This window comes from Paenibacillus sp. FSL P2-0121 (assembly GCF_037975345.1).
GTDB classification, from domain to species: Bacteria; Bacillota; Bacilli; order Paenibacillales; family Paenibacillaceae; genus Paenibacillus_AQ; species Paenibacillus_AQ odorifer.
Window position 1 is genome coordinate 5,611,536 of record NZ_CP150245.1, and the last position, 25,966, is coordinate 5,637,501.

The following is a 25,966-nucleotide window of genomic DNA, read 5'->3' on the forward strand; positions in this document are numbered from 1 at the left end:
ATGTCCTCCTTCTTGGCATAATCTAACCCTGAGACAGGCCCAGAGCATAAGCCCAAAATGTTACTCCCCACATGTATATGCTTCAAACAGAGAGGCATGACAACTTTGGTAGTACTAACCGGACAGGATGCTAATAAATTTCATGAATTTAAGAGCTCACCAAACCTTCAGCCTGCTGATAGATGCACTACTTCGTAAGAACAAAGTATTATATGCTGCTTTTATGAATAAGACATGGATAGATGTTTTTTTTCTGAAAAAATAGAAAAAGAACAGCAGAACCAGCTTTTGCTGATTCTACTGTTCCTTAGCCACTTACGTATCTGTCAGGGTGCTTCAGACAGCAGCTCTCGCAGCTGCAGCATATCCTCCGGCCACGGATCGCTGACTTCCAGCTGTTCTCCGCTCCAAGGATGGCGGAAGGACAATGCCTCGCCATGCAGGGCATGGCGGCCGGCAGCGCTGGAAGCCCAAACCGGACCGCCATATAGTTCATCCCCATACAAGGGATGACCCATATGGCTGAGATGAACGCGAATCTGATGCGTCCGTCCAGTCTCCAGCTGCACATGCACCAGGCTTCCGCCATGCAGTGCCTCGCGCTCGATGATTCGCGTCACGGCAGATTGTCCGCCGGGCGAGACCCGTCTGCGCGCAGCGTGATGCCGATCGCGCCCAATCGGGGCATCGATCACCTTAAGCGCAGGCGGCACGATGCCTTCAACGATCGCGGCGTAGTGCCGCGAGATGCTTTTTTCACGCATATTCTCGTCCAGGACTAACTGTGCGAACTCATTTTTCGCATACATCACCGGACCCGTTGTATCTTTGTCCAAGCGGTGAATATGGCGCACAGCCACATTTTCGCCGGAAGTGATATAATGCGCAGCTACGAGGTGATCCAGAGTTACACCTGTTCCACTGCCATCTGGATGTACCGCCAGCCCAGCTGGTTTATGAGCTACCAGGCAAAAATCATCCTCATACAGCACCTCAAGCTCTTCCCATATCGGTTCAAGCCCCGCATCACGATCGGGAAAAAGCGCCAGCCGAAGCCGGTCGCCTTTCCACTGAATGCCTCCCTCGCGGCGTAACCGCAGATGAAGTTTCTCGGGCATGCCTACAGTTTCTAACAGCCACTTGTCAATCGTTGCCTGCGTATCCTCTGCTCCAGTAATGATTTTCCCGGGTGTTACCTCCAGCCACTCTCCACGCCGGGTCCAAGCGCCACCACCGGTTCTTTCTCCGGCTCCGATGCTCAAAGGGCCTTCAGGGCATTATAATGGCCCTCAATGGTATCATCAATATCTTGCTCACTATGTGCAGCCGATATGAACATCCCCTCAAACTGTGAAGGTGGCACACTGATGCCTTGGTTTACCATATGACCAAAATAACGACGGAAAAGATCCGTGTCACTGGACTTAGCCGTTTCAAAATTGATTACAGGTCCTTCAGTAAAGAATGGGCAAACCATCGATCCCACCCGGTTGATAGTGAGCGGAATGCCAGTCTCAATTGAATTCTTTTTCAAACCCGCTTCCAGACGTGCACCCAATTGTTCCAGACGATCATATACTTCCGGGGTCAACAGCTTGAGCGTAGTATATCCGGCTGCCATCGCCAATGGATTACCACTAAGTGTGCCCGCCTGATAAATCGGTCCAGTAGGAGCGATTTGCTCCATGATCTCTCTTTTGCCGCCATAAGCACCCACTGGAAGTCCGCCGCCGATAACTTTGCCAAAACAAGTTATATCCGGAGTAATCCCGAACAAGCCTTGAGCACAGCCACGATTAACACGGAAGCCTGTCATAACCTCATCAAAAATAAGCAGCGAACCATTGTCAGAAGTTAATTTACGAAGCCCTTCCAGGAAGCCTGGAAGCGGTGGAACCACGCCCATGTTGCCGGCAATCGGCTCTACGATCACTGCGGCAATCTCATTGCCAAAACGTTCGAAAGCAATCTGAGTGGACTCCAAATCATTGTAAGGAACCGTAATGGTATTCATTGCAACGCCTTCTGGGACACCCGGGCTATCCGGCAAGCCCAATGTAGCTACGCCAGAGCCAGCCTTAATAAGCAGACTATCGGCGTGACCGTGGTAGGAGCCTTCAAATTTCAAGATTTTGCTGCGCCCAGTGTAACCACGTGCCAAACGAATCGCGCTCATCGTAGCTTCCGTTCCAGAGTTAACCATGCGCACGATATCTACAGATGCCACTCGTTCAACAACAGTTTTTGCCATTTCCGTTTCGAGTAGCGTTGGAGCGCCAAAGCTTGTCCCTTTTACCGCCGTCTCCTGCAATGCCTTCACAACCTCAGGATGCGCATGACCCATAATCAGCGGACCCCATGAGAGCACATAGTCGATAAAGCTGTTGCCGTCGATATCAAAAATTCGCGAACCTATCCCATGATCCACATAAATCGGAGTCAGACCTACGGATTTAAACGCCCGTACAGGGCTGTTCACCCCGCCGGGAATATATTGTTTTGCTTCATCAAAAGCCTTCCGGGACGCTTCCTCTTTACGCGCCATTGGCACATTACTCATGTATCTTCACTCCTATTCTCTTCTTGGTTACACAAGCTTGTACAAACATATATTAGCTGCCGCGATGTCGGTGTGATGAAGATTAGCCGCGCAGCCAGCGGGCTGCATCTTTTGCAAAATAAGTAATAATAATGTCCGCACCAGCACGTTTCATGCCCGTCAGCATTTCCAGCACAACGGCTTGCTCGTCGATCCAGCCTTGCAGTGCCGCTGCTTTTACCATGGAATATTCTCCACTCACATTATAAGCCACCAAAGGAAGATCAAACTGATCACGAATCGTACGAATCACATCTAGGTAAGCCAGAGCCGGCTTCACCATTAACATATCCGCGCCTTCCAGCACATCGGATTCTGCTTCACGAAGTGCTTCGCGCAGATTGGCAGGGTCCATTTGATATGTTTTGCGATTCCCGAACTGTGGTGCTGAATCCGCTGCTTCGCGGAAAGGGCCATAAAATGCCGAAGCATATTTGACCGAATACGACATAATCGGCACATGCTCAAAGCCGTTCTCATCAAGTCCCGCACGAATTGCGTGAACGAATCCATCCATCATGTTGGAAGGGGCGATAATATCTGCTCCAGCTTTTGCTTGGGATACCGCCGTACGAGTCAAAAGCTCCAGCGAAGCATCGTTGATAACATCGCCATGGACCACACCATTCACCGTATGCGTATGCACCATTCCACAATGTCCGTGATCCGTAAATTCACAAAGGCAGGTATCTGCAACGACCAACAGCTCTGGGTACCACTGCTTGATCAAGCGAGTAGCCTCTTGCACAATTCCATCCTCTGCAAAACCGGAAGAACCGATAGCATCCTTCGTCTCAGGAATCCCGAACAATAATACAGCCGGGATGCCTAGTGCGGCAATCTCGTCCACTTCTGCTTTTAAGGTATCCAGCGAAAAATGATACACACCCGGCATCGAGCTAATCTCATTCTTCACACCTGTTCCATAAGTCACAAAAATAGGCTGTACCATATCCAGCACATTCAGTATCGTCTCCCGCACCATGCCACGAATTCCAGCAGAACCGCGCAAACGGCGGTGACGTGTAATTGGAAAGCTCATTTGTTCATCCTCCTGAAAAATAAAATATAAAACCAAATTATGTGTCTGGCAGCAAACTACAACTAGCCGCAGCCAAGTCTAAATTAGCTACAACCAAACCGCCGACCACAGGCTAACTACGTATAGTTGTAGTTTGTGCAACTATCTCGATGTTTTGTCCTAATTGTAAGCTTTAGTTGCATTCTCTACAGTTATTTATTACAAAAGTGCGAAGATTCCTCATTTAGCGGATATTTAATTGCACATACTGCAACTAAACTCGGCTTTAGCTGATATATAGGAAATTTAATTGTATAAAGTACAACTAAACCTAAACCTCAAGCAGATCTGCTCACATTAACCTACTGCATATTCTCTACATACCAGTTAGTTTACAACCAAATATTATCCTCCGAACTCCATAAGTAACTACGTTCGGGTTCAATTTATATGTTACTTGAAGGTAGCGATGTGGCACTTTTGAGCGTAGATATAACGGCGAGTAAACTAACAAATGTTAGTTAGTAAAAGTAACCGCGAACTCATTAATAACTACCCACTCACGTGTAACCACGAACTATTTAGTAACTACGAACAAACTCTAAACTCACATGTAACCACGAACTATTTAGTAACTACCAACACACATGTAACCACGAACTCACATGTACCTACGAACTATTTAATAACTACCAACTCACATGTAACCACGAACAAAACTCTAGCCTGTAATCTAACTAAATATAAGCTGAGCGCTATATTTCTAAGCAGGCACTGCCTTTCTCCGTAGAACAGCTACTACTCTCCCCGCGGAGTAATCAGCTTCTACCTTCCCACCAGAAAGTAAGCTGCGTAAACTAAGCACACCTGTAAACTATTGCTTCGTTCTATCCTCGATCCGAGCGCTACTGCAGCTGAGTCTCCGCATTCCAGCGGCAGAGCTCCTGCACCAAACCATCTATGGTTGCCTCTTCAGGCAAGAGTCCCGGTGTCAGTCCCGCGTCTACCGCAGTCAGCTCCGTTAACGGGCCGATGCAGGCGATTTTCACATTTGCAAGCAGCGGGAGCGGATCTTCAAGCCCCATCCGTTTCAGGATGTGTATGAAATTACGCACGGTTGACGAGCTGGTGAAGGTTACCGCGTGAACGCGACCTTCCTCTAGCAGCTTCAGCAGCTCGTCGTCATCCTCACCAGTGACAACCGTTTCATAAGTATCCACGTCTGTCACCTGAAGGCCAAGCTCTCTCAGCTTGTCCGGCAGCCAGTCCCGCGCCAGATCGCCGCGCGGCAATAGCACGTTCTGCCCCGGCAGCAGCTGGGGACCGAACGTCTCAATCAGACCTTCCGCCTGAAACTTTGCCGGAAGTTCTTCAGCAATCACCCCGCGCTGCGCCAGCGCGGCGGCTGTGCCTGGCCCCACCGCTGCAATACGCGCGCGGTGTAGCCCGCGAATGTCCGCCCCCAGCTCCGCCAAGTGGCGCCAAAAAAACTCCACGCCGTTCGGGCTAGTGAAGAATACCCAGTCGTACGATTCCAGCGCGCCAAACGCCGCTGCAATCTTCGCCTTCTTCTCTGCCCCTTCCGGCATGATCGTCTCGATCACCGGGAACTCGTAGGGTTCCCCGCCGAGTTCTTCAATTCTATCCACCAGCTCGCTTGCTTGGCTGCGAGCCCGTGTCACCACGATGCGTTTGCCGAATAACGGCATCGCCTCGACCCACTTCAGCTGCTCACGCTGCAGCACCACGTCGCCGACGACGATGACTGCCGGCGGCTGAAAATCCGCCGCCTTCACCTTCGCCTCAATATCGGCGAGGGTTCCCGTCAGCGTCTCCTGATCCGCGCGGGTGCCCCAGCGCACAAGTGCCACTGGTGTTTCTGGCGGCCGCCCGTGCTTGATCAGCTGAGCGCTGATGTAACCTATTTTAGCTACGCCCATTAGAAACACTAACGTTCCCGTGGCGTTCGTTACTTTATCCCAATGAATGGAATGATCCAGTTTATCCGGACTTTCATGCCCGGTGATAATCGACAGGGAAGAGGCATGATCGCGGTGCGTAACAGGTATACCCGCATAGGCAGGTACACTGATCGCTGACGTGATGCCCGGTACGATTTCGTAATAGATCCCATTTTTGCGCAGCAGCTCCGCTTCTTCACCCACCCGGCCAAAAATCGTAGGGTCCCCACCCTTAAGCCGCACCACTGTTTTCCCCTGTAAAGCCAAATCAACTAACAATTGATTAATCTCTTCCTGCTTCATCGTGTGGCGATCCGGCAGCTTGCCTACATAAATCTTCTCCCCGCCGGGTTTCATGCATTTCAGCAATCTAGGACTTGCCAAGCGATCATACACCAGTACGTCGCTTTTTTGGATACACTCGAGGCCTTTCACAGTAATCAGCTTTGCGTCCCCGGGACCTGCACCTACCAAATAAACCTTCCCCGTCAATCCACTCATCCCCTAACGTCTGACAGTATCTTCTCCGCTCCTCTTGCAATCAGCTTTTTAGCGACTTCTTCGCCGAGCTGTACCGGGTCAATCCCCGTGCAAGTTTCTTTCAAAATCGTTGAACCGTCCGGTGTTCCCACCATCCCCGTTAACGAGATTACTTTGTGCTCAGCGGTAGCAGCTTTGGCGGCTGTGTCAAGCACCGCATGAGCACCAATCGGCACTTGGCAGCCGCCATTCAGCACGCCAAGGAACGTGCGCTCCGCCGCTACCGTTAATGCCGTATCGGCGTCGTTGTATAATGCCAGCAGCTTCCGCAGGTCAGCGTCATCTGCGCGGCACTCGATGCCGAGTGCGCCCTGCCCTACAGCGGGCAGGCAAACCTCCGGCGGCAGGTAGGCGCTCACGCGATCCTGCCAACCCATGCGCGACAGCCCCGCCGCTGCCAGCAGGATTGCGTCGTATTCGCCGCTCTCCAGCTTGCGCAGCCGCGAGTCAATGTTGCCGCGCACGGGCTCAATGACCAGATCAGGCCGCAGCGCAGCGAGCTGGCTGGATCGGCGTAGGCTGCTTGTGCCTACGCGTGCACCCTGAGGCAGCTCGTCTAGCGAGACGCCTCCGTTAGAGATCAAAACATCACGCGGATCGACACGCTTCGGCACAGCACCATTGATCAACCCATCCGGTAACTCGGATGGCATATCCTTCATGCTGTGCACCGCCATGTCGATTTCTTTTTCCAGCATCGCTTGCTCGATTTCTTTCACGAACAACCCTTTGCCGCCTACCTTCGATAAAGTAACGTCAAGAATGCGGTCACCTTTGGTGACGATCTTTTTCACTTCAAAAGTAAAACCAAAACCATGCTCCTCGCTAAGTCGCTCCAGATCAGCAATCACATGTCCCGTTTGCGTCAACGCAAGCGCGCTCTGTCTACTCCCCACTATAACCTTACGCATTTATCCATTCCTCCTGGTAACGTTCGCCTCTTACTCTTCACCGCAGAACCTTGCACTAGAAATCCAAACCCAAACTAACCAATTAACTACTCTCACTCTAAAAAAGGCATTATTGCCCTTGAATTCGCTACTTCGGATGATCTCACCAAATTTGAGGCATTTTTGCCTTTCATTTAACTCCTTCGACGGCTGTTGCTCATTTAGAGGGCATTGTTACCGTACATTCCGCCATCTCAGCTACTTAAGTCCAATTCAACAGCATTTATACCGTACATTCCCCCATCTCAGCTACTTAAGCCCAATTCAACGGGATTTGTACCGTACATTCCGCCATCTCTGCTACTTAAGCCCAATTCAACAGTATTTATACCGTACATTCCACCATCTCAGCTACTTAAGCTCAATTCAACGGGATTTATACCGTACATTCCACCCTCTAAGCTACTCCATCCCAATTCAACGGGATTTATACCGTACATTCCGCCATCCAAGCTACTTAAGCTCAATTCAACGGGATTTATACCGTACATTTCACCATCTCAGCTACTTAAGCTCAATTCAACAGTATTTATACCGTACATTCCACCATCTCAGCTACTTAAGCTCAATTCAACAGTATTTATACCGTACATTCCACCATCTAAGCTACTACGAGCCAAATCAGCCATATATCATGTTACTCAAAACCGCTCATCCACTTCATATCTTAATCTAACCCAATTTTCTAATCTTTACAGTGTCCACGCGCACTTTTACTCCACCCGTTGCTGAGCAATCCAAGCGTCCATATCCTCCGGGCTCCACGCTATGAAGGTACCCTTACTCATCTCGTTCAACACATCCAGCGTGCCAAGCTTCCGCAAAAGCCTTCCACGAACTTCAGCAGAAGGTTCATTTTCCTTAATCCGGGTACGCATGGCATGCACAAAATCCAAATATGGTTCATATGCCGCATCCAGCGCTTTTTCAAGCACATTTTTGATCTTCGTTGCCGCAAGCGGGCCAGCACCCGAAGTAGATACAGCTACTGTCAAACGTCCCCTCCGAACCACTCCGGGCGTGATAAAGTTTCCCGCTTCCGCATGGCTGGCCACATTCACATGAATTCCAAGCTGCCTTGACTCCCGCGCAACCTCTTCATTAACCGCCCTATCGTTAGTGGCTGCATATACGAGAAAGGCCCCACGGAGATCTCCGGGAGCATAAGTACGGTCCATCCAGATCAGAAGACCTTTTTCAGCTAGAGAATCAAGCGGATCTGTCAAAGAAGGACTAATCACCTTAACCGCCGCTCCAGCTTCCAACAGTCCGCTCACCTTACGTTCAGCCACGACACCACCGCCAATAACCACACAGTGCTGCCCTTCACAATCCAGCATTATGGGTAAATAACGCGCCATACCCCTCACTCCCCGCTCCAACCGTGAAAATCAGACCAAGAATTCAACAGAAAGTTCAAGATAATAAAAGCATATCCTAAAATCGCCCAGCGAGCCATACTTACTCCACTTTTCCGCCCGGACTTCTTAAAGATAATATAAAATATGTAAATCCCAAGACCGATAAGAGTCGTTAATACTTTTAAATCCTTCAATAAAAGCGTCCGTCCCTCAGATACTATAGATAAACCCGCCACCACCAGCGATATTCCCAGCAAAGGCGTGCCCACCAAAATAGCGGTGTAAGAGTATTTATCTGTAGTCTCCAGGTTCGGCAAACGACGGATCCGGTCGCTCCATTTCTTGCTTTTGAGTCTGGTGTGCAGGAACAAGTACAATATTGCAAAAACCGTCCCTAACGTCAGTGCTGCAAAACTCATATTTGCCAAAATCACATGCATCGTCAGCCAGCCATACACCGCACTCCAAGTCTCAAGCGTATGCCCACCCGCCGTCAGCCACACCCGATTAAGCAGAAAAACACTAAACCCGGCCATACTGAGCAGCAAAATCGTAAACTCGCCACCACGTGTAAAAGCCACCGCAAGCGAAGTCAGCACAATACTAAACGCAAACCAAAACAAGAAATCATAAGGTGTAAAAATAGGCAGGCCTTTCTCCTGAGAGAAACGAATTCCAAGTCCTGCAACTTGCAAAAGACCCACAACAACAAGAAGCCCCGTGCCTAACCGCTTCCCACCCGGACTCCTTTTAAGGCAATCCGAGAAAACAAACAGCAGGCTCAGGGCATAGACCAGCAGAGCGGCATCATATATTCCGTTCAGCAGTTGCATATTATTCACCCACCCAGCAAGCCTGCCGGAGCAAGCGCCGTTTTAGGCACAGAGAAATCAGCGCTGCCAGCCGTACGTTCTCCAGAACTAGACTGCTTCACCGGGGCAATGTCTCCATCATCTGAATCGGATTTGAGCTGTTCCTGCAACGCAAAGATTTTGGAAAAATAATCAAGAGCTTCATTCCCTTGCTTACCGCCGGACAGCTCTTTAATTACATTGATCGGATCATGCATCATCTGGTTCACGATACTTTTAGTCAGGCGGCGGATCACTTTCCGCTGATGCTCGTCCAGCTCGGGCAGCTTGTTGAACAGACTCTCCATCGTTTCTTCATGAATCGTATTCGATTTATCCTGGAGCGCCCGGATCACCGGTCTTACCCCAAGCGTCTTGAGCCACAGTTGGAACTCATCCATTTCTTCGCTGATCATCACTTCAATCTTCGCAGCTTCACTTCGGCGCATTTCCAGATTATTCTCCACAATGCCCTCCAGATCGTCAATATCATACAAAAAAACATCCGGCACACTTGCCGCCGCAGGATCAATATCACGTGGTACAGCAATATCAATCATAAAAAGCGGCCGCGAAGGGCGGCGTTTCATAGCATGCGCTACCTTATCAGCCGTAAGCACATACCCGTCTGCTCCTGTCGAGCTGATCACGATATCTACTTCATTTAGAGTTGTTAACGCATCTTCAATCGTGCTTGGCTTACCCGAGAACTTCTCCGCCAATTCAATCGCACGCGACAGCGTACGGTTAGCGACAATCACTTCTGCCGCACCACTACTGTATAGATGCTTCACGGTAAGCTCGCTCATTTTGCCGGCGCCGAGAATCAGCACTTTTTTCCCAGTGAACATGCCAAAAATCCGCTTGCCCAGCTCCACAGCCGCATAACTGACCGATACTGCGCTCTCGCCGATTGACGTTTCACTATGTGCTCTTTTGCCCAGCGTCACCGCTTGCTTGAACAACCGATTGAACCAAGTTCCAGTTACACCCTCAGCCTGAGCTGTGAGAAAAGAACTCCGCACCTGTCCCAGGATCTGCGTCTCCCCAATCACCATGGAATCCAGGCCGCAAGTCACGCGGAACAAATGCGCAATCGCCTGTTCGTCTTCATAAATATACATATGCTGAGCAAATTGCTCGCTTTTCACACCAAACCATTGCTCCATAAAGCCGCGGATGAAATAACCAGCCATATGAAGGCGGTCCATCACCACATAAATTTCCGTACGGTTGCAGGTAGCTACTAAGACCCCTTCTAGCACACCCTTCGTCTTCATCAGTTGATGGAGCGCTGCCGGAAGATCACTTTCCGCAAAAGCAAACTGTTCCCGAACCTCCACGGGAGCCGTACGATAATTCAGGCCAACGACGACGATGTGCATCGATAGTTCACCATCCTAGTCTCTATAAGTTGCTGAAATCCAATTATATAAATTAATATCTTACATACCGTTCACTTTCACAACATCTCAAAACACTGTGTTAAGTATATCACACGAAAATAAGACTTTTTACAGATTTTTTGAACGCTTTATGAAATCCAGATAATAATTATTATAAATAAAAAACCGTAGGTTCGCTACGGTTAGGATGAGTTATTTTTAGCTAATTTATTTTGTCTTCACTTTACTGTTACAATTTCCACTTTGTAATAAATGGAACTTAATGTTTCATTTCAAGCTTATTTATTATTCTCACTTTTTAAAGAGCCTTACTTACTTGAAACTCTTTTGTCTAAAGGTGATTCTCAACATTACGAAAAATCTAATACGGTTTTTAAAAAAAGTGTCGATAACTCTTGAACATTATAGATATTACAGTTCGAAATGTTTTTTAAATGATGATTAACTAGACAGAAAATAACTGGTCTTGGATTGTAAAAATACTATATGAAAAACAGAAAGTTAATGTAATTATCTGAAATAGAAGAATTTAATAGATAATAATAATCTGAAGTAAAGAACTTCATTGGAATTTCAATTGCATTTCTGTAATACTAAAGGAACTTATATATTGAAAGTAGGTATATTAATGCGAACTGCTTCAGTCTTTATTTGGGGAATTGTTTTATTTGTATTTACTTGTGCATTTAATTCGAAATTTTGGGAGACCGGTCAAATCCCTACTTTTCATTGGATACCTAATCCTGATTTTCATGCTCTACTCAAAACCAATCTTACATTATCTATAAGTAACATTATTCAAAAAGTCGGTCATTTTTCAGGATTCGCAGTCCTCGCCTTTCTACTGTACAGATGTAATAATAGTGTTTGGAAAAGCTTTATACTTTCCGTAACATATGCTATTTTGACAGAACTTCTTCAGTTATATTTTGGGCGTGACGGCAGAATATACGATATAGTCATTGATACAGCTGGTGTTTTCGTTGCACTTTCTCTTGTGTGGATTACAAAGCTTATTAATCAAAAGGTCGGAATAAATCATTAAATCTTTTAAGTTAGTTGTCATTTTTAGAAATAAGTATATGTTACATAATTAAAACGTTATTTTGATACACACAGTAAATAGAAGTTTGGGGAATCATAGAATATATTTTCACTTAAGCCATAACTATAACAATTTATACATTGTCTTCCTCTGAGATTGATGTAATTTTAACCTAAGGACTTTCTTTACCAAGATAATAATACCTGGGCGTATCATCTATTAGATTCGTCTAACAATCTCCCGAGCATTATCGTTTATCTCAAAGCTTTGAGATAATAAACTATTCTCTTGAAATCTAACAGCATACATAAATAGCTGCCTATTTTTAAAAAAAACTATAAGCAATTCCAGGATTACTACGTAACATGGATTTAGCTTATAGTTTCTTTCTTAACGATAAGTCGTTCATAAATCACTTATGCGATTCGTTACTAAGGATTTGTTGCCACCATTCAGCATTATCAATATACCATTGGATCGTCTGCGCAATTCCGGTCTCAAAAGTATAAGTTGGCTTCCAACCTAAATTCTCAAGTTTCGTTGGATCAATGGCGTAGCGTTTATCATGTCCTAATCTATCTGTTACAAATTCAATCAAATCTTCAGATTTCCCCAAGGTACTGATAATCGTCTTAACTACTTCAAGATTAGTTCTCTCATTATGACCACCTACATTATATACTTCACCACTTACTCCTTGGTGCACAACAAGGTCAATGGCCGCACAGTGATCCCAGACATGGAGCCAGTCGCGAATATTTTTTCCATCTCCGTATACAGGAACCTTCTCTTCGTTTAATACTCTTGAAATGGTTAGTGGAATCAGTTTCTCAGGAAAATGATAGGGGCCGTAATTGTTCGAGCAGCGTGTTATGTTCATTGGTAAACCAAAGGTCTCATAATACGCACGGACTAGCAAATCAGACGCTGTTTTGCTAGCACTATAAGGACTGTTAGGCTGCAAAGGTGTTTCTTCGGTAAAAAATACAGTAGGATCAAAATCGAGTTCGCCATACACTTCATCCGTAGAGACATGGAGGAATTTAGTAATGCCGAATTTTTTAGCTGCATCCAGTAGTACCTGTGTCCCCATAACATTCGTACGAACGAATATCGCAGGATCAGTAATTGAGCGATCCACATGACTCTCCGCAGCAAAATGAACAACATAATCGAATTTCTCCAACTCAAAAAGAGACAATATTGCCTCTCGGTCAGCAATGTCAGCTTGAACAAACCGATAGTTGGATTTGGACTCAATATCCTTATGTTTTGTTAGATCACCCGCATAAGTTAACAAATCCAAATTCACAATATCATAATGCGGATATTTATCTACCATATACTGTACGAAGTTGCCTCCAATAAATCCGGCACCACCTGTAACCAGCATCTTTTGCTTACTCAATGAACGCACTCCCGATCTATTAGCTTTATTAGTTATTGTAAAAAAAAATTCAAATTAGCATCTTTTAATAAAGGCGCCTTCTCATCCTTGGCAGATAATACAGGTGTAATATGAAGAGGCCATTCGATGCCAATAGAAGGATCATTCCAGAGAATACCCCCATCACATTCCGGGGCATAAAGCTCATCGCACTTATACTGAACCTCTACGTCTTCTGTTAGTGTCATGAATCCATGTGCGAATCCTTTTGGGATCAGCAGTTGCTTTTTGTTCTCAGCACTCAGTTCAATGCCGAACCATTTACTATAGGTAGGACTACCTTTTCTGATATCTACGGCTACATCAAAAATAGCACCACGTGTACAACGAACCAATTTCGTCTGTGCCTTGGGATGTAATTGATAGTGCAAACCACGTAATGTTCCTTTAGTCGCAGAGTAGGATTGGTTATCTTGTACAAACTCCATCTCAATTCCATGCTCTTTAAACTTAGCTCCGCTATACGTCTCCATAAACCAACCGCGGTGGTCCCCAAAAACAGCCGGTTCAACGACTAATACGCCTTGCAATAAGGTTTCTGTAATTTTCATCACTGCCACACTTTCAGTTATTAGTATTGTATTTTACCTGTAGCTACTTTCATCAAATACTGACCATACCCCGTCTTACTTAACTTCTCCCCGCAATTCCACAAGTGTTCTTTAGTAATCCATCCATTAATATATGCAATTTCCTCCGGAGCGGCGATCTTGATTCCTTGATGATCTTCAATAGTCCGTACAAAGTTAGTTGCGTCGACAAGACTTTGATGAGTTCCTGTATCTAACCAGGTGAATCCCCGACCTAGAAGTTCCACATCAAGCTCACCAAGATTTAAGTAAGCTTCATTAATGGAGGTAATCTCCAATTCTCCACGTGAAGAGACCTCAACGTTCTTAGCAATCTCAATAACTCTGTTATCATAAAAATATAGACCAGTAATTGCATAGTTAGATTTTGGTTGAGTTGGTTTTTCTTCCACGCTTAATACTTTACCTTCTTCATTAAACTCTACCACGCCGAAGCGCTCTGGATCTTGTACATGATATCCGAATACCGTTGCTCCTTGTTGTTTAGAAGAAGCACGTTGCAACATTTTCCGCATTCCATTGCCATAGTAGATATTATCTCCAAGGATCATGGCAACTGAATCATCACCTATAAAAGATTCACCCAAAATAAAAGCCTGCGCTAAACCATCAGGACTTGGTTGAACTATGTATTGTAGTGAGATGCCAAATTGAGAACCGTCACCTAATAAGCTTTCAAATCTAGGCGTGTCCTCTGGAGTGGAAATAATAAGAATCTCTTTAATGCCCGCTAGCATTAATGTGGATAGTGGATAATAGATCATTGGTTTGTCGTAAATGGGTAAAAGCTGCTTACTTGTGACCATTGTTAATGGGTATAGGCGCGTACCGCTGCCGCCTGCTAAAATTATACCTTTCAAGATAGATTCATCTCCTGTCAAAATTTCTAAATCATAATATTTTTACTTCTATTTCACCTAATTATCAGTTCTCATATCAATCTCTCTCAATATAGTTTCTTAATTATAGAAACAATGAATACTAGTAAAAGATATTACCAATTATTAAATTTTAATTAATCTTTTAACCTTATTAAAACTAGCTATTGCATCTTTCCTTTTAATCAACAAATATAAGCCATAGAATAGTAAATATATCGATACCCCTGTCCACGTAGATGCAAGCCACCCTGTCATTATAAATATGAAGGTCATTACTAATTCCAATATTATATCTTTAAATACTTTAATTTCAAGAATTTTCGCTAAGAGAATTTCTGCAAAAATACATCTAAATGATAGAACAATAACTATCGATATAACAGACAAAGTTAAATTTTCATAAATAACCGTGAAAAGTGCTGTAACAATGCAGCTTATCATTACTGAGACAGCATTCACAAATAAAATAATCTTTTCTTTTCTCAATGCTTTAAGATACGTATTTATCAGCAGTGACATTTTCCCATCATATATGCACATTGGAAATACCAACGCCATGTACATTAAACTTTCTCGATACTCAGGTAACCACAATGTTAAAATGATTCTCAGTGGATAGTAAAATATAAGCACTCCAATTAATGGAACCATTAAAAATGTTCTCATATTTATATAAAGTTCCGGAAATTTATCCTCATCCATTCTTCTTAACATTGGAAACATAATAATACCTAATGCACTAATAAATATCATCATTAAATTTGAAACACTTAAAGTCAAGGAAATTCTACCAAATGTAGAAACATCCCATGTTCTCTCGATACCATACCTTACTATCCCTATTATCAATACACTTGCGATATTCGCGAGCATCAGTTTTATACCAATATTAATATTTGCCATTGTCTCTTTCACATTAAAAGATAAATCACTGAGTTTTCTAATTACAATATCATTACAAAAGTATATAGCATAAAGTAATGAGCATGATTTTCCGATTAAGTCTGCATAAATCAGTAATTTATAATCTCTTACCCCTATTAAAAGTAAAAAAATTACCAATGCAATATATAACAACCTATCACTTATTGTACATTTGGCATACTCTTTTATACGATTTGTACCTTGTAATATATATAGCAGCATAATTCGAGTGTTAGAGATTATCGCACAAACACCCGTCATTTCTAATATAAATAACTTATGTGAATTCCCCACATAAAATTGACAATAGAGAAGTAATCCTATAAATATAGTCGTTTGAAAGAAAAATTGCATCCAAAACTGAGAAAAAAATATCTTTTTATTTAAATCTTTGTAATCTTGCCCACCATACCTTAAATATATTCCGTCATTCCATCCAAAATGTAAAAAACCAACATAAAAAGAATAAAACATATATAATTGCCAATATCCATATTCTTGCACTCCAATTAATTTTGGGACAATTAATATTACTAATGCAGAGACTATCATTGTTAATATATTCGATGAAAATGTATATGAAAAATTTTTGACAAAAGTAATGACTTTATTATTCAAAATTAATCCCTCATCTTTTGAACTCATTCATTTAAGAAACATCAGATATCTATCTGTCTCAAATACCGACTATCCTTTGTAATAAAACACAAAAATAAATTAATTTATTTATTATTTATTTCTTTAAATAACTCATAATCTATATGATTAAAATTTCGCGTATAGTATCTTATTCTTTGTATAGTTTCTATGGTACTCTTATAATCTTTTGTAAGCATAAATATTTTTATACCTATCGCGTTTATATAAAATATCCTCCATAGAAACCAATAGTTATAATTATAAAACTCTTTTTGATTTATTATTCGATTTGAGAAGTGTAATATGTATCGATTGCAATTTTTTTTCTTTGTATTGTTTGTTTTATTAATTGAACTACTTACTTTATGATAAATAGTTGCACTCAGTATTGTCTCAACTTTAATATTATTTATTTTTAATCTTTTACAAAAATTGAAATCTTCTTCTCCAAAAAAGAATTTTTCGGTAAGAACACCTATTTTCATTAATATCTCATTTCTAATCAAAAGTGCACACCCAGTAACAAACGGTGTTTCTATAACTGTTTTCCCTTCTTGGATATATCTATCTATCTTCTTTTGTGAATAATACTTACGATCTCCATACCAAGTAAATCGACCGCCTGCATTCCACAATTTGTTTTTATCATCAAAATATCTAATGTTACAACTTGCGGCACCAGTATCTTTTTTAATATCCATATAATTAATCATTTTCGTTATAGAGTTCATTAACATTGTAGTATCATTATTTAATAAAAAAGAATATTCGAATTTGGATTTTATTTTATTTAGAATCAAATTGTTGCCTTTTGCAAATCCTAGATTATATCTCCCTTTAATTAAAGTCAAACCTCCCTCTTCAAATTCACTCATGCTCTGAAATTCTGTATCTTCAACTATCCTATAATTAAATTTATAATTATATCTAAGCCATTCTTCAATAAAAGTTAAAGAATTATCGCTAGATCCATTATCCAGTATGAATATAGAATGGTTGTTCCCCTCATATTCAACAATAGATTCTATACATTCGATAGTGTCTTGATAGCCATTCCAATTTAGTATTATCAATCCCACCTTATTCACGTGGCACCTCGATTAACTTATATTTTATAGATATTTATGTTAACAATAACAATATCAAATACAAACGAACCATCTTAGAAAACTATTTTCTTCTTCAAAATAATTTCAATCACGTATAAATAAATAAAATTCAATACAATACCAGATAAAGTTAAGAAATTACCAAAAAACATCATGGAAATAACTGATAACATATAAGCAACTAAAGCTATATTTCCCCCAGCACTCATAGCATTATTATAAAAGTAATAAACTATTGAAAAAAATACTGTTATATAAATAGTAGCTACTAAAAAGCCAGAATTATATACACTTTCAGCAAATAATCCACCAACATTAGTATTCAAAATATCAGAGATAGGAACCGGAAATGTGTATGCAGGATAAATGTAATCACCTGTTGAAAAAATAGCCTTTACAATATTTATAGGAACAGTAAACATAATTGAAATTCCCTGAATTGAATCAATATTATTATGAAAAAAATAATTTGTGGATATTAGTGGTCCAAACAGATATGAAAAGAAATGTTTTACTGAAAACTCTAAGGACACAATAAAAAGATTTTTATCAAAATACCCCAAGGTAATAAGTGGTTTAACGGCATAAATTCCAATGAATACCAAAACACCAACAAACACTGTTAATAATACATATTTTAGAGTTTTTCTGATATTTATATTTCTAATGATGCCATAGAAAATTATCATATGTATAAAAGAAATAAAAATATTGTATTTCCCTCCAAACAAAAACAGATTAAAAAAAACTAATATTATTAATATTAAGTAGTGCGCTTTTTTTTTGTTATCTAAATACAATATTAAAATGTACGGTAATAATATTGTGGATAAACTTCCTATGTGTGCAAAAATACCAAAAGATTTCCCTTTAATATTTTCAATACCATACATATTTATGGATTGAAAAAGTGATATATATTTCGCGAGAACTCCAATACAGAATAACAACAAAATAAATTTTGAATATGTTTTAGTTATATTGTGTTCATAATTCTGAATATTGTATGTATAACTATTTGCATCCTTTTTCTTGAATAAGCGAAAAAATATACTTATAAGGAAAATTATTATTAAAAAATATAATATATACACAATGGAATCGCTATCCACCTTATAAAAATCTAATAATCTCACGCCAAAAAAATTATTAAAAGGAATCATTAATAAATAGATTCCAGATATTATTATAAAAGGATTAAGGAAAGTTTTATATAATTTGTATTCAAAATATATCAGAGTACTTATAACAAAAGTAAAAATAAACTCCATAAAAACACCTACACTTCATCTTTTATTAAAAATAATCTAAATTATAGTGTTAGAATATAATTGTTCCATAATAGAAACATTTTCCTTCCAATCATACAGTTTCAAAACTCTTTCCCTTCCTTTTTTGCCCATTTCTTTTCTGAGATTTTTATCAAGAATTAATTTCATTAAGGCTTCCGCTATAACATCAGGTTTCATTCTTTCAACAATGATACCGGTAACTCCATCTTCAACTACTTCTTTGAATCCATCTACATCTGTAGCTACAACTGGAAGTTCCATTGCCATTGCCTCTACTACTGCTACACCGAAGCTTTCACTATCAAGGATGCTGGTCACACAAAATATATCGAATTCTTCCAATGCTTTAGGAACATCAGAATTCGATATTGTACCTTTAAAAAATATGACATTTTCCAAATTATAATTAACAACTAAATCAATCAGTTCTTGTTTTTGGCTACCGTCACCGTATATATACAAGCTTATTTTATTTAAAAGATCTTTACGACCTTCGATTTCCAGATTATCTATTAGTATTTTCATTGCATGAATTAGAAATGATATTCCATATTTAGAATTTAAAGTTTTTATTATCCCTATATTTAACTTTTCATCATCTTTTTCCTTGCTTTTTCGCGAGAATTTTTCTAAGTCTACTCCGAATGGAGTCACTTCAATATTTACTGATTCCGTATTCAGCAGTTTTCTCACTTGCTCCCCCATACAAAAACTAGTAGAGGCGATTTTATTCGCATATAATAAATTCTTTCTGATAATTTTCATTTTTATTTTGCTTTGATAAGGAAAGTCGTATACATCACTTCCCCAAACTGATAAGATCAACGGCTTTATTTTTGTAATTCGTGATAACGTCCCGTAACCGCTAGCATAGTGTGCGTTAACCACATCAGGACAGATATTCTTAAATATTCTCATTAATTGAATAGAATTAATATAATAACCTAAAGAGCCTTTATATCTAAGCTTATGTTGGATTACTCTTTGGTCTATAATATTTGCTCCAGATATATGATCAGAGTTATAAACTAAATGAACCTCATGACCATTATCTACAAGGCTATTTACCCATCGCACCGTATGAATACTGTTGGCCCCAGATAAAAATAATATCCTCATATTACATTCATTCCTTTATTAAGATTAATTGTTTTTTCTAAAGATTTAATTACAGTTTTCGCCTCTTCTATATCATACTCATACCACCGACTTTCATTAATGGCCTCAATCAGTTGAGCCTCAAAGCGATATTTGATTACTTTAGCTGGAACTCCTACTGCAATTCCATAATCAGGAACATCGTGAGTAACTACAGCATTTGCACCAATAACAGCGCCATTACCAACTTTAATTCCTTGCAAAACAACCACATTTGCGCCACACCAAACATCATTTCCTATTATCGTTGGATTTGTGTTTAAAGAATGTCCAATTAACGCAGAGCTGATTTTTTGGTATGTCGTGATATAAGATACACTATGAACTCCTTGTCCTATTTTAACAGCAGGACCTATTGAACAATAATTACCGATTATTGCATTATTGACCATCGAATAAGGACCAAAATAATTATGCTTTCCTAGCAGAGCACCTTCTTCTATAAAAACACCTTTTGTAAATTTATTTTTTTTTCCTATTTTTTTTGCATAAACCCCCTTTTTCCCTATAATAATTCTATAGATTCTAAAAATTGCTTTCTTAAGAAAGCCCATCGATTATCACCTCATTTTCTTACATTTAATATAAACTCTCATTCGGTATCCACAATTAATAATTTTTCAATAACCACTAACTGTTATATAAATAGTGATTAATATATTTCTAAAATATGACTATAATCTATAATCTCCAAAAACTATATCCTTTTTTTTCAATTTCTTCTTTCTCTAAAATACTCTTCACATCAATGATTACCTTCTCGTTATTGTCGATTTGACGGAACATGCGATCTATTTGATCCAAATTCAACGATTTAAACTCATCATGCGCTACCGCAAATACAAGACAATCCGCATCTACAACAGTATCAATATTAATTAAGTTGACACCATACTCTTCCTGTGCACTAACAGGGTCTGCATAAGGGTCCACAACAATCGGTTCAATACCGTATTCTCTCAATCTATTAATTATGTCACTTACTTTTGAGTTTCTAGTATCGGGACAGTTTTCTTTAAATGTTATACCAAGTATAATCACCTTAGCCTTCTTGACTACTTTGTTAGAGAGAATGAGTTTTTTTATAATAGCATCAGCTACAAATTCACCCATTCCATCATTAATTTTTCTACCCGAGAGTATAATTTGACTATGATAACCTAATTTTTCTGCCTCATACAAAAAATAATATGGATCTACCCCTATACAGTGACCTCCTACTAATCCTGGATAAAAACCTAATGCATTCCATTTTGTGTTCATTGCACTAATAACTTCATTAGTATCAATTTCCATACGATCAAACACCATTGCTAACTCATTCATAAAAGCTATATTAATATCGCGTTGAGAATTCTCCACTACTTTCGCAGCCTCTGCTACCTTAATTGACGGTGCTCTATGTACACCTACAGAAATTACTAGTTCATATATTTTAGATATTTCTTCTAAACTTTCAGCATCCATAGCTGAAACGATTTTTTTTATATTTTCAAGTCTATGTACTTTATCACCAGGATTAATTCGTTCAGGAGAATAGCCTACTTTAAAGTCAACCCCGCATTTTAATCCTGATTCTCTTTCAAGAATAGGTACGCATATATCTTCTGTTACCCCTGGATATACAGTGGATTCATAAACAATAATAGATCCTTTAGCCAAATTTTTCCCCAGAATAATACTAGCACCTACAACTGGAGATAGATCTGGTGTTTTATCTTGATTGACAGGAGTAGGAACAGCAACAATATGAAATTTTGCTTCCTTTAATTTAGCTTCATTCGTTGTAAATTCTATAGTTGAGTGTTTTATGGCATAATTACCCACTTCATTAGTCGGATCTATACCCTGTTTATAAAGGTTAATTTTCTGTTCATTTAAATCAAAACCGATAACGTCAACTTTCTTTGCGAATGCTACAGCAATAGGCATTCCAACATATCCCAGTCCTATCAAAGATATTTTTTCTTTTCTATTTACAATTTGGGTATATAGTGTCATGTTAATTACCTTTCTTTATTACAGTATTATTTACTAATGGTTATTTTGTTTATATGTATCAGATACCAGAGATAAATAATCAAATAGCTGTTTGGTTACCTTATCCCCATTAAACTTCTCCTCATATAAAAATCGTGCATTTCTCTTATTTTCCTCATGCATATTTCTATTGTTATAGTACTTTAGAATTTTCTTACTTAAGTCTTTCCCATCTTTGTAATGAAATCCACATTGAAATTCAGATAGAAGATCTTCCATAGATCCCGTCACGCTTACCAATATAGGCAAACTCGCCGATAGATACTCACCAAATTTATTAGGAGTATTAGTTTTATAATTTATACTATCTACATATGGTGCAATTCCCACACTAGAGAAACTTAATAGTGATGTAATCATATCCTTTTCAATCCAACCAGGAAAAACTATATTATCAGGGGATCTTTGCATAATCAGATCCATATTTTCTCCCGTACCACATAATACAAACTTAATATTCTTCTCTTTTTTTAAGAGCATTGCTGCTTCAAGTACACTATCGAAATCAAACTGACGTCCAAAATTCCCTGTAAATGCTACAATAAAATCATCTTTTGATAGTTTATAGGTTCCCCATTTTTCTTCGAAGTTAGCTTCATCTGATGAATATTCAAAGTTTGGGTATCCTATTGGTATCACTCTATCTAGTAATTTTCTTTCACGACCTGATAAATTCAAACCGTACTGTAAAAAAACTTCTGATAAGCCAATGATTGAGTAGGCATTTTTCAGTGTATTACGTAAAGAGCGTCTACATAATGCTACGTATGGTAAAATTAACTTTTTCATTCCTTTTGGTACTACTTCTACAAATATTTCTGGCCACAAATCACGCATATCAACAACAACTGGCACTTGCTCTTGTTTTCCATATTTCGCAACCATCTTGATAACTTCAATCGGAGTATTCCCTGCCAATATCACATCTGGTTTTTTTTCAGAAGACATTAGTTTTCTTATCCCTTTTGCTGCCTCTTGGTGGTGAATAATCCTTTTTACTGAAACATTTTTTTTGTATCCATTAACGAATGATACGTGAAGATGATAGTTTTTTTTCAACAAGATGTCTTCATCCTGACTTACTCGTTGAATTTTTTTATAATGATCAAAGGAAACAGAGAACCAATGTACTTCATTCTCAGTATTTGATATAAAGTTTGCTAAGTTCCCAACTCTTCTCAATCGAGTACTCTCACCATCAATTGGTAATGGTTCTCCAACACCAATAATCCATATATTCAAAATTTTGTCTCCTTGCTGTATTAATATTCGACTAAATCAACCTGAATCATATCGATTGCACATTCACAAGTTTGCACTGCATTCGCAACGGTTGATGATTGGGCGATAACAAAACCTATTCTGTCTGAACTGCTGTTTATAGCTTCAATAGTATCTCCAGTTTTCTTTATAAAGCTAATTTGCTTTACTCCCTTAAGTTTTTCTGCATTTTCAACGTTTCTAATATTTTTAATTACACCTTCCGAAGTTTCGAAGTATCTAATTGCAGAACTCATCTCATACTTAGTTTCCACATTCGGTTTTTGACCTAATGCGATCTCTATGCAACACTTTACCATATCTACTCCAGTGGATAATGGAACTAAATGTGTAGTAATATTATCTCCACCTAGCCTTGCACCAACCTCTACAATTTTAGGTCCCTCACTTGTAACTATTATTTCAGTATGAGATGGTCCATTATTGATACCTATAGCTTTTATTGCAGAAGTTGCAACCATTCTAATTTTCTTTTTAACATCATTAGATAAACAAGAAGGTTGCGAGTGGCCCATTTCTACAAATCTTGGCGAACCGGTTGTCAACTTATCTGTAATTGCAATAATATGTATATTTCCATCTATACTTATTGTTTCTACGCTAACCTCTGGCCCTTCCAAGTATTCTTCAACTATAATTTCCCCGCTTCTCGAATGTTGTTTACTGTAATTAAAAGCATGTTCAATCATTTCATAATTTTCAATATTGTTAATCAAAAAGACACCTCTGCTGCCAGAATTATCTGCAGGTTTCACAATATATCGATCTTTAAACTGTTGAACAACTTTTATATATTCTTTAAAAGTACCTACTTTATAAAAAGTAGGTATTGGGACGCTGTGTTCTTCCAAACACTCCCTCATTACAGCTTTATTAGTTGCCTTCAGAGCTGTTTCCTCCGAAACTCCAACAATATTTAGTTCTTTAGCTACTGCTGCAACAGTCCTCATTGGCATATCACTAGCAATAGTAATTATCCCATCCACGTTGTATAGTTTGGCATATTCAACTACTTTAGGAATATCTAGAGTACTAATCTCAAGACAAATATCAGCACTATTAAATCCGATAGCATTCTTATCCATATCTACTGCTACAACTTGCAAGCCCATTTCTTTGGCTTTCAAAATAGCTGGTAACTGTAATAAACTAGCTCCAAGTACCATTATTTTTTTCATAGAGTCCTCACATCAACTGATTTTTGCTTATGGCTAATCTTTACTCTTATTCAATATTCACTACATCCTTTTTAATACTTAAATCTTCTCTATATATATTTTTTGAAAGCAAAACGCTCTTTACTGTCATGCAAAATATTTTCAGATCAAACAAAAATGACATTTTTTCCACATATATTATGTCATTCAGAAGTTTTTCCTTAGTACCTACGGCGTTTCTATTGATAGCTTGGTTATATCCTGTTATACCCGGTCTTACGCTTAATATAGTTCTTTCTTCTTCTGTATAATTATTTAACCACATAGCTGAATCTGGTCGAGGACCGATAAAAGCCATATCCCCCTTTAGAATGTTGAGCGCTTGTGGAATTTCATCAATACTGGTTTTTCGAATTATTTTACCAATTTTAGTGACTCTTTCGTCGTTATCAGAATTGTATGTAGAACCATCTTCAAGTCTAATATCCGGTGCATTAACCTTCATAGATCTAAACTTAATCATTTTAAATATTTTACCATTTTTCCCTATTCTATCAGGGAAATAAAATATTGGTCCTCTATCTTCAATTTTGATTGCAGTACCAACGATAATAATTAATAAGAGCACAAAAGGTAACAGTAATAATGAAAAGAAGAATCCGATTATTCTTTTTATGAATTTATACATTCATCTTCCTCCACTCAATAATTAAATAAGTCTTTAAATTTATTATTATCCATATCTTTCTTATAATCAGTCATCATTTTTTCAAAATCGGAATAGTTTGGAACGAATTCAAAGTCTCTTCTTGCTTTATCTATACTGAACACAAAAGATCTAGTATTATTAGTGACATCCTTTCTATACTTAATTTTTGATATCTTTTCAGAATTTTTCGCAAATATCTTCGAAATAACCTCAGCTTGTTTCTTTAGAGTTACAGCCTTACCAGAGGTCATATTATATAAGCCAGATGTTCTCTCGCTCTTCATTGCTAAATAAAAGGCATGTGCTACATCCTTAACATACACAACATCTCTACTGAGCTCTCCATCTCCGTATATTGTTAAATCTTCTCCAGTACTAGCCTTATCTATAAATATTTGCAAACCAGATTTCAATCTCGTTCCATTTACATATAAAGATCCATGCGGCCCCACTCCATAGACTGGTGGTAATCTAAATATAGAATTTTTCATTCCATGTTGCTGATTGTAATATTCCATTACATCCGAAGCAGCATTCTTTGATATAACGTACGCTGCATGATCACCTATAAATTCAAATCCCCTTGGTTCGTCCTCGGTCAGAGGTCGGTCTTTGCTCCAAGAATTAAATACATCTGCATACGATGCTGTTGAGATCACCCTTTTTATACCATTAACTCTGCAATATTCGAGCACATTAATAGTACCAATTGTATTTACAAAAAAATAATCCGCTGCATTTTCATTCTCTTCAATTTTGACCGGAACATTTGCTGGTAATAATCCCGCTAAAAGAATCACTCCCTCCACATCTTTTATAGGAAGCTTTTCAAAATCTTTCTTATTAGATATATCTAGATTAATATAATCAACACCAAGACTCTTATAATATTCTCTGAATTTATCATTTCTCCCAGTTACCAACACTTCACAGTTTTGCTTAAGGAGTTCTTCAACTGTATATACTCCAATAAAACTTGATGCTCCAATAACAAGAATCATAGTT

22 protein-coding genes are annotated in these 25,966 nt (G+C 39.3%); 1 reads left to right on the forward strand and 21 read right to left on the reverse strand.

Translation table 11 applies throughout. The features are described from left to right. Nucleotides 1-326: 326 nt before the first annotated feature. From MKY54_RS24835 to hemA, 8 genes are all read right to left on the reverse strand, one after another. Complete coding sequence (locus tag MKY54_RS24835) at nucleotides 327-1,262, reverse strand: RluA family pseudouridine synthase (protein WP_339188228.1); 936 nt, start codon at nucleotides 1,260-1,262, stop codon at nucleotides 327-329. Continuing rightward, nucleotides 1,259-2,545 (reverse strand): glutamate-1-semialdehyde 2,1-aminomutase, encoded by a 1,287-nt coding sequence (hemL, locus tag MKY54_RS24840; protein WP_076129443.1) that lies wholly within the window; start codon nucleotides 2,543-2,545, stop codon nucleotides 1,259-1,261. Before hemL ends, MKY54_RS24835 begins: the two co-directional genes overlap by 4 nt. Nucleotides 2,546-2,642: 97 nt before the next feature. Continuing rightward, on the reverse strand, nucleotides 2,643-3,641 hold the full coding sequence (hemB, locus tag MKY54_RS24845; RefSeq protein WP_076129402.1) for a porphobilinogen synthase: 999 nt from the start codon (nucleotides 3,639-3,641) through the stop codon (nucleotides 2,643-2,645). 884 nt (nucleotides 3,642-4,525) lie between these two features. Beyond that, complete coding sequence (cobA, locus tag MKY54_RS24850) at nucleotides 4,526-6,073, reverse strand: uroporphyrinogen-III C-methyltransferase (protein WP_339188230.1); 1,548 nt, start codon at nucleotides 6,071-6,073, stop codon at nucleotides 4,526-4,528. A 5-nt stretch (nucleotides 6,074-6,078) separates the two neighbouring features. Beyond that, the gene (gene hemC, locus MKY54_RS24855) at nucleotides 6,079-7,032 is read right to left on the reverse strand and encodes a hydroxymethylbilane synthase (RefSeq protein WP_076129403.1); all 954 of its coding nucleotides are present in this window, start codon (nucleotides 7,030-7,032) and stop codon (nucleotides 6,079-6,081) included. Nucleotides 7,033-7,784: 752 nt separating this feature from the next. Continuing rightward, nucleotides 7,785-8,432 (reverse strand): NAD(P)-dependent oxidoreductase, encoded by a 648-nt coding sequence (locus tag MKY54_RS24860; protein ID WP_339188232.1) that lies wholly within the window; start codon nucleotides 8,430-8,432, stop codon nucleotides 7,785-7,787. Nucleotides 8,433-8,437: 5 nt separating this feature from the next. Further along, a complete protein-coding gene (gene ccsA / locus MKY54_RS24865; RefSeq protein ID WP_036685126.1) occupies nucleotides 8,438-9,265 on the reverse strand; it encodes a cytochrome c biogenesis protein CcsA in 828 nt (275 codons plus the stop codon). Between the two features lie 5 nt (nucleotides 9,266-9,270). Next, on the reverse strand, nucleotides 9,271-10,668 hold the full coding sequence (gene hemA / locus MKY54_RS24870; RefSeq protein WP_076194493.1) for a glutamyl-tRNA reductase: 1,398 nt from the start codon (nucleotides 10,666-10,668) through the stop codon (nucleotides 9,271-9,273). A 631-nt stretch (nucleotides 10,669-11,299) separates the two neighbouring features. On the opposite strand from hemA, the gene MKY54_RS24875 reads away from it, so the two are divergent. Continuing rightward, the gene (locus MKY54_RS24875; protein ID WP_143766868.1) at nucleotides 11,300-11,734 is read left to right on the forward strand and encodes a VanZ family protein; all 435 of its coding nucleotides are present in this window, start codon (nucleotides 11,300-11,302) and stop codon (nucleotides 11,732-11,734) included. 412 nt (nucleotides 11,735-12,146) lie between these two features. Here MKY54_RS24875 and rfbB read toward each other — a convergent pair whose 3' ends face one another. From rfbB to MKY54_RS24940, 13 genes are all read right to left on the reverse strand, one after another. Beyond that, nucleotides 12,147-13,142 (reverse strand): dTDP-glucose 4,6-dehydratase, encoded by a 996-nt coding sequence (rfbB, locus tag MKY54_RS24880; RefSeq protein ID WP_076099447.1) that lies wholly within the window; start codon nucleotides 13,140-13,142, stop codon nucleotides 12,147-12,149. Between the two features lie 32 nt (nucleotides 13,143-13,174). Then, nucleotides 13,175-13,732, reverse strand: coding sequence for a dTDP-4-dehydrorhamnose 3,5-epimerase (gene rfbC, locus MKY54_RS24885; protein WP_339191278.1), 558 nt, complete (start codon nucleotides 13,730-13,732; stop codon nucleotides 13,175-13,177). A 20-nt stretch (nucleotides 13,733-13,752) separates the two neighbouring features. Further along, complete coding sequence (gene rfbA, locus MKY54_RS24890; RefSeq protein WP_339188237.1) at nucleotides 13,753-14,631, reverse strand: glucose-1-phosphate thymidylyltransferase RfbA; 879 nt, start codon at nucleotides 14,629-14,631, stop codon at nucleotides 13,753-13,755. A 144-nt stretch (nucleotides 14,632-14,775) separates the two neighbouring features. Next, nucleotides 14,776-16,221, reverse strand: coding sequence for a hypothetical protein (locus MKY54_RS24895; protein ID WP_339188239.1), 1,446 nt, complete (start codon nucleotides 16,219-16,221; stop codon nucleotides 14,776-14,778). Nucleotides 16,222-16,298: 77 nt separating this feature from the next. Beyond that, on the reverse strand, nucleotides 16,299-17,303 hold the full coding sequence (locus MKY54_RS24900) for a glycosyltransferase family 2 protein (RefSeq protein ID WP_076179302.1): 1,005 nt from the start codon (nucleotides 17,301-17,303) through the stop codon (nucleotides 16,299-16,301). Between the two features lie 74 nt (nucleotides 17,304-17,377). Beyond that, a complete protein-coding gene (locus MKY54_RS24905; RefSeq protein ID WP_339188241.1) occupies nucleotides 17,378-18,595 on the reverse strand; it encodes an O-antigen polymerase in 1,218 nt (405 codons plus the stop codon). A gap of 36 nt (nucleotides 18,596-18,631) precedes the next feature. Continuing rightward, nucleotides 18,632-19,735: a glycosyltransferase gene (locus MKY54_RS24910; RefSeq protein WP_076179304.1), complete on the reverse strand. Its 1,104-nt coding sequence runs from the start codon at nucleotides 19,733-19,735 to the stop codon at nucleotides 18,632-18,634. After that, nucleotides 19,732-20,328 carry a CatB-related O-acetyltransferase gene (locus MKY54_RS24915; protein ID WP_076179305.1) on the reverse strand — a complete coding sequence of 199 codons (597 nt, stop codon included), beginning with the start codon at nucleotides 20,326-20,328 and terminating at the stop codon, nucleotides 19,732-19,734. Before MKY54_RS24915 ends, MKY54_RS24910 begins: the two co-directional genes overlap by 4 nt. Nucleotides 20,329-20,455: 127 nt before the next feature. Further along, nucleotides 20,456-21,775 (reverse strand): nucleotide sugar dehydrogenase, encoded by a 1,320-nt coding sequence (locus MKY54_RS24920; RefSeq protein WP_076179306.1) that lies wholly within the window; start codon nucleotides 21,773-21,775, stop codon nucleotides 20,456-20,458. 33 nt (nucleotides 21,776-21,808) lie between these two features. Next, the gene (locus MKY54_RS24925; protein ID WP_076179307.1) at nucleotides 21,809-23,056 is read right to left on the reverse strand and encodes a glycosyltransferase family 4 protein; all 1,248 of its coding nucleotides are present in this window, start codon (nucleotides 23,054-23,056) and stop codon (nucleotides 21,809-21,811) included. 20 nt (nucleotides 23,057-23,076) lie between these two features. Then, nucleotides 23,077-24,273, reverse strand: a complete 1,197-nt coding sequence (locus tag MKY54_RS24930; protein ID WP_179087397.1) for an ATP-grasp domain-containing protein — start codon at nucleotides 24,271-24,273, stop codon at nucleotides 23,077-23,079. A gap of 46 nt (nucleotides 24,274-24,319) precedes the next feature. Next, complete coding sequence (locus MKY54_RS24935; RefSeq protein ID WP_076179308.1) at nucleotides 24,320-24,940, reverse strand: sugar transferase; 621 nt, start codon at nucleotides 24,938-24,940, stop codon at nucleotides 24,320-24,322. 14 nt (nucleotides 24,941-24,954) lie between these two features. Further along, complete coding sequence (locus MKY54_RS24940) at nucleotides 24,955-25,962, reverse strand: NAD(P)-dependent oxidoreductase (protein WP_076179309.1); 1,008 nt, start codon at nucleotides 25,960-25,962, stop codon at nucleotides 24,955-24,957. Between the last annotated feature and the right edge of the window lie 4 nt (nucleotides 25,963-25,966).